We start from the raw sequence: 10,088 nt of genomic DNA, 5'->3' as shown, positions 1-10,088 counted from the left end.
TCAAATACTATTTCTTAAGAAAGATGAAATGGGAAAATTAGTATTAAAAACCTATATTATCAGGTTTTGTATAAAAAAACTTATTATGTAATAGTTAGAGTTTTAATAATGAAAATAAAAACACATAAAATTCACTTGTTGATTTTTATGTATTTTTATTCATGTATTATTATGAAATAGGTTCTTATGATACAAAAGATTGAAATTAATATTCATATTACAAATGGTCCACATGCTCGAGCCGTAGCTACACTTATAGCAAAATTGAGTGGAATACTTTTAACCATGAATCTATTCATGAGACTCAATCATTATTAGACGAATTGGCTCTTGAAAAGATAAGAATAAAGTATTTAGAAAGTGAATTGTCGAAATATAAAAAACTAAACAACTCTTTTCCAGACATTATTAGTTATAGTGACACTGTAATAAAGGCGCTCTTTGTTGCGAATAAAGTGGCAGAATTAGATTTTACGATTCTTATTACTAGAGAAAGTGAAACAAGAGAAGAACGTATAGCTAAAGGTATCCATAAAGCTGGTTTCAGAAAAGATAAGTCGTTTATTCTAGTAAATAGTGCGGCTATCTCCCCTAATTTAATTGAAAGTGAGTTATTTGAGCATGAAAAAGGAGTATTCACTGGAGCACTACACATGAGGAAAGGGAAATTTGAGCAAGCAAACATTGGAACAATCTTTTTAGATGAAATTGGAGGCTTAGAGCTAAATGTCCAAGTGAAATCATTATAGTTTTTTATAATAAAAGGGAATTGTAGGAGGGAATAAAACTAGAAAATTAAATGTTAGGGTACTAGCGGCGACTAATGGAAAGGAATAGATGCCATGAAAAAATTTATTAATAATCCAGAAAAAGTAGTTAGGGATATGATTGACGGAATGTTGTTTGCACATTCTGATAAACTACAAAATATGGCTGAAACAAATATAATTATTCGAGCTAATAGTCCATTTCAAGGAAAAGTGGCAATTGTCAGCGGAGGCGGGAGTGGTCATGAACCAGCGCATATAGGATTTGTTGGTAAAGGAATGCTTGATGCTGCTGTAATGGGCGAAATTTTTACTTCTCCTACACCAGACCAGATTTTGAAAGCGATTCAAAAGGTTCATACTGGAAGTGGGGTTTTGTTAATTGTAAAAAACTACTCAGGAGACATAATGAATTTTGAAATGGCTGCTGAAATGGCTGAAGCACAGGGAATCCCGATTGCTACAGTCATCGTTAATGATGATATTGCTATTAATAATAGTTCACACACTATGAGAAGAAGAGGAATTTCTGGAACAATATTTGTACATAAAATTGCTGGAGCAATGGCTGAGAAAGGTGCATCGCTTAAAGAAGTTGAAGATGTTGCAAATAAAGTAATTGCTAATATACGTAGTATGGGAATGGCATTAACAACGTGTACTATACCTGGATCTGGTACAGTCGGTTATAAAATTGGTGAAAATGAAGTAGAGGTTGGTATAGGCATTCACGGTGAACCTGGAACTCATCGTATTAGTATGATAGAAGCTAATGAAATGGCTGAACTCCTTTTAGAGCATATTTTAAGTGATATGCAATTGAAAATTGGTGACAAAGTTGCAGTAATGGTAAACGGCTTAGGTGGAACGCCGTTAATGGAATTATATATTTTAAATAAAACGATTAACACAATATTAAACAAAATTGGTATCGATATCTGTAAAACATATGTTGGAGAATACATAACAGCGATTGATATGGCCGGTTTTTCTATTACTTTATTAAAACTAGATGAACAATTAACTGCTTTGCTTAATGATCCAGCAAATACGACTAACTGGCGTGTACAATAGGAGGGCCAACATGTATATTACACCAAGACATATCATCAATTGGATGCAACTCACTGCAAAACAACTTGAGTATCAAAAAAAAAATCTAACGCAACTTGATCAATTCATAGGTGATGGAGATCATGGTATTAATATGAATAGAGGGTTTAAAGAGGTTGAAAAAAAGATATCATATACAGCTTATGATGATATTGGAAATGTATTTCATGATATTGGAATGATACTTATTTCAAAGGTTGGAGGTGCATCAGGGCCTTTATATGGAACAGCCTTTTTGAGGGCTGGCAGTGTTTTGAAAGGGAAAAATAAAATTACAATCAATGAATTGGGGATTGCTTTTCAAGAATCTGTAAATGGCATCTGTCTAAGAGGAAAAACTCAGATAGGAGATAAAACAATGCTTGATGTTTGGGATCCTGTTTTGAAGTATATCCAAAGAAATGGAGAAAAAATAAAACCTATTGGTCTTATCATTTTTGCAAGAGAACAAATGGAAAAAACTAAGCCATTATTAGCTAAAAAAGGGCGTGCTTCTTTTCTAGGAGAAAGGTCTATTGGTCATTTAGATCCAGGAGCAGTCTCATCTTTTATTATCTTTGAAACTCTATGTTTATCTCTTATAGGTGAAAAAGAAATTGTTAATGAACTTAGGGAGCAATTGTGATGAGTAATGCAGGAATAGCTTTAGTTTCTAATGGTTATCTACTAGTTAAGAGATTTAAAAGCTTTACTCGTCCAATTAAGTTCCAGTGTTTTAATAGTTTCTGCAGGAGGAGTAGATAACGATGAAGTAGGTTGAAGCGTTAGATGAATTCAAGAGGCTATTCATAAATTTGGAAGGTGCTCTAATTAAGAGTGATTATATCAAAATAGCAGATTCACCATTAATAGAGGGTCCTACGTAGCAGTTGTTAAATTAGGGATTGGCAAAACATTAGAAGAAATATATAAGATTTAAGGCTGTACTTGAAGCGAAAACCATTATAAAAATATAAAAGGAGTTAATCTTATGAGAATCGAAAGAAAATTAATTGTAACTCGTAAGGATGGAATTCATGCAAAATCAGCAAGTGAAATTGTAGATGGCTTAAGGGATTATGATTGTTCGGTTCAGTTTATATTTAAAGATAAAAAAGTTAATGCAAAAAGTACTCTTCAACTAATCGGTTTAGCAGTAAAAAGAGGAGCAGAAATACATGTAATTCTTGATGGGGAAGATGCTGATGATGCCCTTGTGTTTATACAATGGTTTTTGAAATAACAAAGGGGGTCATAAATATGTCTCCATTTATGGGGGAATTAATTGGAACCTTGGTTCTTATTTTATTAGGGAACGGCGTTGTAGCAGGTACTTTGCTGAAAAAATCCAAAGCACAAAATTCCGGATGGGTTGCAATTACTCTTGGCTGGGGATTAGCAGTTACATTCGCTATATATATAGTAGATAACATAAGTGGTGCGCATTTGAATCCTGCAGTTACAATTGCTTTTGCTTGTATAGGTGTATTTCCTTGGAGTGAAGTTCCTTCCTATATTGGTGCACAGTTGATTGGGGCTTTTTTAGGTTCAATATTTGTCTGGCTCCAGTATTTTCCGCATTGGAAAGAGACTAAAAATCAAGAAATTATATTGTCGGTGTTTTCTACAAGCCCTGCAATAAAAAGTTGGCCGTCTAATTTGTTAAGTGAAATTATTGGCACTGCAGTATTTGTATTTTCAATTTTAGCTATGGGTCATAATAAAGTTACAGATGGACTACTTCCAATAATAATAGGCGCGTTAATAGTATCTATAGGTCTATCTCTTGGTGGAACAACTGGATTTGCTTTAAATCCAGCTCGAGATTTTGCCCCAAGACTAGCACATCAAATCTTACCAATATGTAATAAAGGCTCTTCGGATTGGGGATACGCGTGGATTCCCTTAATTGGTAGTACCATAGGAGGAATCATAGGAGCTATAGGTTTTCAATTGATTTATTAAGCGCTTAATATATTAAAATTCAATTAGAAAATAATTAGTTAACCATGTTTACTATCGGTCATGTAATGCGAAGGGGTATTTAAGTAAAAAATGTATGCTAAAAAAATCAATATATATATCTTATAATGTGGAATTGTTTTATTCATAAAATGTTCAATTTATATCCATTGTGAAAAAATTCACAATGGATATAATGAATATATAACCTTTGTAGAGGATGGGCGATATAAATCATCTTATCAGATAGAACGGCAATGTTTTTAGTAAGTGGAATCGATTTCATTATACGAATAACAGTGCTTTTCTTTATTTGGGAAAAGGATAAGTATGTATAGTCTGTCATTCAATTGAACTTTTGGTGAGTAACATATGCGTAATTAAGAACTTACATGGTATTTTTATCATTCGAAAGAACTTTAAATTGATTTCTGTCATGTTCGTTTGCTTTGATAATCATGTTTTTCGAGATAAACGCTTTCCTTATCAATGAGGAAATTCGCAAGTGGAGTTTTACTCCTGTTTTGGTTTCACGCAATTCAGTCTATTTATAGTTGATTAGGTTTAGAGTAAGTGTATTTGAAACAACGATTATCAACGGTATGTTCTTTCTATATTTTGAAAGCGTTTTCTTGTAGTGGGTTATTTTATAAGATTAGGAACCTTTTACCTAAGAAATTATGTTTTTTAAGTAATGATTTGAAAAATGATGAATTGGAGATTCACAAACTCATTTTTAGTAGTAAACAAAATTTTATAAAAGAAGTGAGACTTAAATAGCCTAGGAGGTGGTTTTCTCAAGGATAGAAAAAGTTGGTTTTTAATAGTTAAAGATTGATGAAATGAAGAAGAAAAGTTGTGTAGGTTGCGTCAATTCAAAAAAAATTAGGATGAAATATTTAGGAGGTAGAGAGATGGTAGGGATTATCCTAGCAAGCCATGGCCAATTTGCTGAAGGTATTTTACAATCTGGCGCAATGATTTTTGGAGAGCAAGAGAACGTTAAGGCTGTTACCTTAATGCCAAACGAAGGGCCAGACGATTTGAGAGCAAAAATGGTAGCAGCAGTTGCATCTTTTGATAATCAAGATGAGGTATTATTTTTAGTCGATCTATGGGGCGGTACTCCATTCAATCAAGCTAATGGCTTGTATGAAGAACACAAAGACAATTGGGCAATCGTTGCTGGTTTGAACTTACCAATGGTGATTGAAGCTTATGCATCCCGTTTATCAATTACGTCTGCTCAAGAGATCGCAGCACATATCATTAAAACAGCGAAGGAAGGGGTCAGAATTAAACCTGAAGAGCTGGAACCCAAAGAAAATACTAATATCGCAGTTGCAAAAGATGGAAAAGCAAATGGCAGACTTGCTCCCGGTACAGTAGTTGGTGATGGGAAAATCAAGTTCGTTTTAGTCCGTGTGGATTCTCGTTTACTGCATGGTCAGGTAGCGACTGCATGGACAAAGTCTACACAACCAAATCGTATTATCGTAGTTTCAGATGCAGTGTCTAAAGACGATCTTCGTAAAAAATTAATCGAACAGGCGGCACCACCAGGGGTTAAGGCCAATGTTATTCCAATCAGCAAAATGATTGAAGTTGAAAAAGATCCCCGTTTTGGTAATACTAATGCACTGGTATTATTTGAAAACCCACTAGATGTCCTGAGAGCTATAGAAGGTGGTGTGGATATTAAAGAAGTTAACGTTGGTTCTATGGCTCATTCAACTGGAAAGGTTGTTGTTAATAAGGTTCTTTCTATGGGAAGAGAAGATGTTGAGGCTTTCGAGAAAATGAAAGCAAAAGGCATTCATTTTGATGTACGTAAAGTACCTAATGATTCTCGTGCAAACATGGATGATATTCTAAAAAAAGCGAAGGTTGAATTATCGTAGTTACATAGCAAATTTAAATGAAATGGGGGATCATAATGTCTACTATAGAAATAATTTTAGTAATACTAATTGCATTTCTAGCCGGTATGGAAGGAATATTAGATGAATTTCAATTCCATCAACCATTAGTGGCATGTACACTAATCGGTTTAGTAACAGGTAACCTGGAGGCTGGTATTGTTCTTGGCGGTACACTTCAAATGATTGCACTTGGATGGGCAAATATTGGAGCAGCCGTAGCACCAGATGCTGCATTGGCATCAGTTGCATCAGCAATCATTTTAGTATTAGGCGGACAAGGTGTTAGCGGTGTTGCATCAGCAATTGCAGTAGCGGTACCACTTGCAGTAGCAGGACTTTTCTTAACAATGATTGTTCGTACACTTGCTGTTCCTATTGTACACATGATGGATACGGCAGCTGAAGAAGGAAATATAAAAAAAATTGAAGTGTTACACATCGCTGCGGTGTGTTTACAAGGTATCCGAATTGCGATTCCTGCCGGAGCACTTTTATTTATTCCTGCACAAAGCGTTCAAGGATTCTTGGAATCAATGCCCGCATGGTTAACTGATGGAATGGCTATTGGTGGCGGAATGGTTGTTGCTGTTGGTTATGCATTAGTTATTAATATGATGGCAACAAAAGAAGTATGGCCATTCTTCATTATTGGTTTCGTAATAGCTGCGATTTCTCAATTAACACTTATTGCTCTTGGTGCATTGGGTGTGGCTTTAGCTCTTATTTATTTGAGTCTTTCTAAAATGGGTGGTTCTTCAAATGGTGGTGGAGGTAACTCTGGTGACCCGCTTGACGATATCTTAAACGATTATTAATTCAGGAGGAGGAGAAGACAAATGGCAGAAAAAATTCAATTAACAAAAAGAGATCGTTTAGCCGTTGCATGGCGATCTACATTTATTCAGGGCTCTTGGAACTATGAACGTATGCAAAATGGTGGTTGGGCCTTCTCGATGATTCCAGCGATTAAAAAGTTATATAAATCAAAAGAAGATCGAAAAGCAGCATTAAAACGTCACTTGGAATTCTTCAATACACATCCTTATATTGCTTCACCAATTCTAGGAGTTACATTAGCACTTGAAGAAGAACGTGCTAATGGTGCAGAAGTTGATGATGTGGCAATTCAGGGGGTTAAAGTTGGGATGATGGGTCCTTTGGCCGGTGTTGGTGATCCGGTATTCTGGTTTACTTTACGTCCGATGTTAGGTGCTTTAGGAGCATCATTAGCAATGGGGGGGAATATCCTTGGGCCAATCCTTTTCTTCTTAGCTTGGAATCTGGTTCGTTGGGGATTTATGTGGTATACACAAGAATTTGGTTATAAAGCCGGTTCTAAAATCACTGATGATCTTTCAGGTGGATTATTACAAGATATTACAAAAGGCGCATCAATCCTTGGTATGTTTGTACTTGCAGCCTTGGTGGAACGGTGGGTATCAATTAAATTCAAGCCAGTTGTATCTGAAGTTCAGTTAGATAAAGGTGCGTATGTTGAGTGGGACAAACTTCCTGGAAATGGTGAAGGTATTCGTCAATCTTTTGAACAAGTAAACTCAGGAATGGCACTGTCACCTACGAAAGTGACCACCTTGCAAGATAACTTAGATCAATTAATTCCTGGTTTAGCTGCATTGCTTCTGACATTCTTCTGTATGTGGTTGCTGAAGAAAAAAGTCAGTCCAATTGTTATTATTCTTTCATTATTCGTAGTTGGGGTAGTTGGTCACGTAATCGGACTTTTATAATTTAAGTTGCTCACGTTTTCAATTCTTAAAATTTATTATTTAGGAATTGTTGAGATTGAAGTATAGGTTAGTAGCCTGTGAATCGATAATAGTTCGTATACAAAAAGTGGCTGGGGACTATCGCTTCAGCCACTTTTTGTATTGACTTAATTGTTTGAAGTTACGAATTATAAATAGGATAAATGAAATGGAGTGGATATGATGGTTCAATCAATTAATACAAAGGTAGATTTAGTAATAGATGCTACCGCTTTTACGGGACTTACGGACTATGGGAAAATTATGATTGGTGATAAAGGGTTTGAATTTTATAATTCTCGTGATACGCGTAAATTTATTCAAATTCCGTGGGAGGAAGTAGATTACGTTATAGCTTCTGTAATGTTTAAGGGGAAATGGATTCCACGTTATGCTATTGAAACCAAGAGAAATGGAATCTTCACCTTTTCTTCTAAGGAACCTAAGAAAGTTCTTCGGGCTATACGAGAATATGTAGATCCAGGTCATATGTCACAATCTCTAAGTTTCTATGATGTTATTAAACGTGGCCTTAAATCGCTAGGTAAAAAGAAATAATAAAATGAAAAGAAGGGGTGTATTTTTTATATAGGGGCTAACATGGTTTTGGTGTGAAAATAGATTAACTGATTATGCTTCTTTTTAGATTCATACTATCAGATGTTCAAGATTAAGATATTAGCTGTAAGAGCCTTGGGATTTTTGCACCAGAACCGTTCTATACATTAAAGGTTATTTATGTTACTTAATTATATTTTTGCAATCGTGCTGTGTTATAATTCTGAAATACTGATATATCTAGTAAGACTTATAGATTTCGGTTTATCATATGAAATGAAAAATTAAGGCATTATCTTTGAAGTTCAGGCTATCATTATTCACACTATTATTCAGACTAAAAGAAGTACAAGGAGGAAGGTATATCTATTAAAATAGTAAGATATACCAAATTCAAAATGAATATTAAATTTAATAAAAAAGTAGTAGCATTCACGGCAGGATTAACGGTATTATCTTCACCATTGGTATCGTTTGCAGAGGAACAACAATCAGTAAACAATAAGCAATCTACAAGCCTTCAAGTGCAAGATAACACAGACCAACTTCAAACAACAGATGAACAGGCTTTAAAAAGTATTGAAGCTAGTTTTGAAGAGGTAGACGGACGTGGTGGAGGTACTGTCGACAATAAGAAAGTAGATAGTCTTCAACGTTCAGAAGGTATTCATGAAGAAACAGGTACATTAACTGTTCCTAACAATTCAAACAGAACAAAACGTAGTCTGTCTCCCATATCACCTAGCACCTCTAGTACAATAAACGGTGTTCCATTCACTGAATGGATTGTTCCAGCAGGTAACGATAATATTCGTCCTCAAAACTACATGAATCCAAAGTACATTACAATTCATGAGACTGATAATACAAGTGTAGGAGCAGGTGCTAGAAACCACGCCCAATACCTATATAACCAAGCAGTAGGGAACACAGACCGAGCTGCATCGTGGCATTTTACAGTAGACGATAAAGAGATTTATCAACATCTACCATTAAACGAAAACGGATGGCACGCAGGAGACGGTGATGGTCCAGGTAATAGAGAATCTATTGCAATTGAAATCGCAGTTAACAGTGACGGAAACTACAGTAAAGCGGTAGATAACGCTAAGAAACTGGTAGCGTATTTAATGAAAGAAACTGGTGTACCGTTAAATAACATTGTAAAACATCAAAAATGGAGCGGTAAAATCTGCCCTGCTAACATGATTAATAATGGGCAATGGGATGTATTCGTAAATAGCGTTGAGGGGTATTATAATAATCTTTATCAACCAAAAGATGACATTACAGGAGGTTGGTATGAAGAAGCTATTCGAGAGTTAAATAGAAGGGGTATTATGTTAGGGGAAGGAAACGGAGTTTTCGCACCAAATAGAGCGATAACAAGAGCCGAATTTGCTCAATTAATCTCTAACTCTCTAAAACTACCAGCTGGAGATGCTTCATTTAAAGACCTAAACGATGCAAATTCAACTTTACGGGATGGTATTAAACGTACTGCAAGTGCAGGTATCATTCAAGGTAGAGGAGATGGTTATTTTGACCCAAACACACCTATTACAAGAGAAGAATCAGCAATTATTGTAAACAAGGCATTACAGTATAAAGGTATATGGGGACCAGTTGTAAACCTACCATTCGCAGATAAAGACCAAATTATATATAAAGAAGACGTACAAAGACTGTATGGCCTAGGTATTGTAAGAGGTAAGGGTGACAATCAATACGCCCCTAAAGGAACAACAACTCGTGGTGAAACAGCAACATTCATTCTAAATATGCTACAAGTAATTGAAAATGGTAGTGTTGAAAAAGTAATTGGGACGGCTCAAATTAATGGTATTGGGGTAAATGTTCGAAGCGGATCAGGTACAAACTATTCTATTGTTAGAAAGACAAGTAAAGGCGAAAAAGTTACAGTATATGAAGAAAAGAACGGCTGGCTAAGAATTGGGACAGGGCAGTGGATTTATTATGACTCTAGTTATATCGACTATAACAGATTATAAAAGACTTAA

Annotated in this window: 10 protein-coding genes; all 10 read left to right on the top strand. The window is 35.3% G+C overall.

Going from position 1 to position 10,088, the window contains the following annotated elements:
• Window positions 1-365 precede the first annotated feature (365 nt).
• The 10 genes from MR160_RS20905 (at window position 366) to MR160_RS20860 (ending at window position 10,079) form a co-directional block, all read left to right on the top strand.
• Window positions 366-749: a sigma 54-interacting transcriptional regulator gene (locus tag MR160_RS20905; RefSeq protein ID WP_242297983.1), complete on the top strand. Its 384-nt coding sequence runs from the start codon at window positions 366-368 to the stop codon at window positions 747-749.
• Window positions 750-842: 93 nt separating this feature from the next.
• On the top strand, window positions 843-1,841 hold the full coding sequence (gene dhaK / locus MR160_RS20900) for a dihydroxyacetone kinase subunit DhaK (RefSeq protein WP_242297981.1): 999 nt from the start codon (window positions 843-845) through the stop codon (window positions 1,839-1,841).
• Window positions 1,842-1,851: 10 nt separating this feature from the next.
• Window positions 1,852-2,505, top strand: a complete 654-nt coding sequence (dhaL, locus tag MR160_RS20895) for a dihydroxyacetone kinase subunit DhaL (protein ID WP_061660496.1) — start codon at window positions 1,852-1,854, stop codon at window positions 2,503-2,505.
• 345 nt (window positions 2,506-2,850) lie between these two features.
• The gene (locus MR160_RS20890) at window positions 2,851-3,102 is read left to right on the top strand and encodes an HPr family phosphocarrier protein (RefSeq protein WP_061660495.1); all 252 of its coding nucleotides are present in this window, start codon (window positions 2,851-2,853) and stop codon (window positions 3,100-3,102) included.
• A gap of 17 nt (window positions 3,103-3,119) precedes the next feature.
• Window positions 3,120-3,824, top strand: coding sequence for an MIP/aquaporin family protein (locus MR160_RS20885; RefSeq protein ID WP_061660494.1), 705 nt, complete (start codon window positions 3,120-3,122; stop codon window positions 3,822-3,824).
• A gap of 911 nt (window positions 3,825-4,735) precedes the next feature.
• A complete protein-coding gene (locus MR160_RS20880; protein WP_061660493.1) occupies window positions 4,736-5,722 on the top strand; it encodes a mannose/fructose/sorbose PTS transporter subunit IIA in 987 nt (328 codons plus the stop codon).
• Between the two features lie 35 nt (window positions 5,723-5,757).
• Entirely contained in the window at window positions 5,758-6,558 is an 801-nt protein-coding gene (locus MR160_RS20875) for a PTS mannose/fructose/sorbose transporter subunit IIC (protein ID WP_000103758.1), read from the top strand.
• A 21-nt stretch (window positions 6,559-6,579) separates the two neighbouring features.
• Window positions 6,580-7,491, top strand: coding sequence for a PTS system mannose/fructose/sorbose family transporter subunit IID (locus tag MR160_RS20870; protein WP_000818327.1), 912 nt, complete (start codon window positions 6,580-6,582; stop codon window positions 7,489-7,491).
• A 198-nt stretch (window positions 7,492-7,689) separates the two neighbouring features.
• Window positions 7,690-8,067: a DUF956 family protein gene (locus tag MR160_RS20865; protein ID WP_009327551.1), complete on the top strand. Its 378-nt coding sequence runs from the start codon at window positions 7,690-7,692 to the stop codon at window positions 8,065-8,067.
• 398 nt (window positions 8,068-8,465) lie between these two features.
• Entirely contained in the window at window positions 8,466-10,079 is a 1,614-nt protein-coding gene (locus MR160_RS20860) for an S-layer homology domain-containing protein (RefSeq protein ID WP_242297979.1), read from the top strand.
• Window positions 10,080-10,088 lie beyond the last annotated feature (9 nt).

Source organism: Bacillus cereus group sp. BfR-BA-01382 (genome assembly GCF_022663475.1).
In the GTDB taxonomy this organism is placed as follows: domain Bacteria; phylum Bacillota; class Bacilli; order Bacillales; family Bacillaceae_G; genus Bacillus_A; species Bacillus_A thuringiensis_S.
Note: the sequence above shows the minus strand (reverse complement) of the source record. Positions and strands in the feature narration are given on the sequence as shown.

Bases quoted from the DNA above. Each gene is read 5' to 3' on its own strand.
- MR160_RS20870 (WP_000818327.1), top strand. From the start codon at position 6,580: ATGGCAGAAAAAATTCAATTAACAAAAAGAGATCGTTTAGCCGTTGCA.
- dhaK (WP_242297981.1), top strand. From the start codon at position 843: ATGAAAAAATTTATTAATAATCCAGAAAAAGTAGTTAGGGATATGATT.
- MR160_RS20890 (WP_061660495.1), top strand. From the start codon at position 2,851: ATGAGAATCGAAAGAAAATTAATTGTAACTCGTAAGGATGGAATTCAT.
- MR160_RS20880 (WP_061660493.1), top strand. From the start codon at position 4,736: ATGGTAGGGATTATCCTAGCAAGCCATGGCCAATTTGCTGAAGGTATT.
- dhaL (WP_061660496.1), top strand. From the start codon at position 1,852: ATGTATATTACACCAAGACATATCATCAATTGGATGCAACTCACTGCA.
- MR160_RS20860 (WP_242297979.1), top strand. From the start codon at position 8,466: ATGAATATTAAATTTAATAAAAAAGTAGTAGCATTCACGGCAGGATTA.
- MR160_RS20865 (WP_009327551.1), top strand. From the start codon at position 7,690: ATGATGGTTCAATCAATTAATACAAAGGTAGATTTAGTAATAGATGCT.
- MR160_RS20885 (WP_061660494.1), top strand. From the start codon at position 3,120: ATGTCTCCATTTATGGGGGAATTAATTGGAACCTTGGTTCTTATTTTA.
- MR160_RS20875 (WP_000103758.1), top strand. From the start codon at position 5,758: ATGTCTACTATAGAAATAATTTTAGTAATACTAATTGCATTTCTAGCC.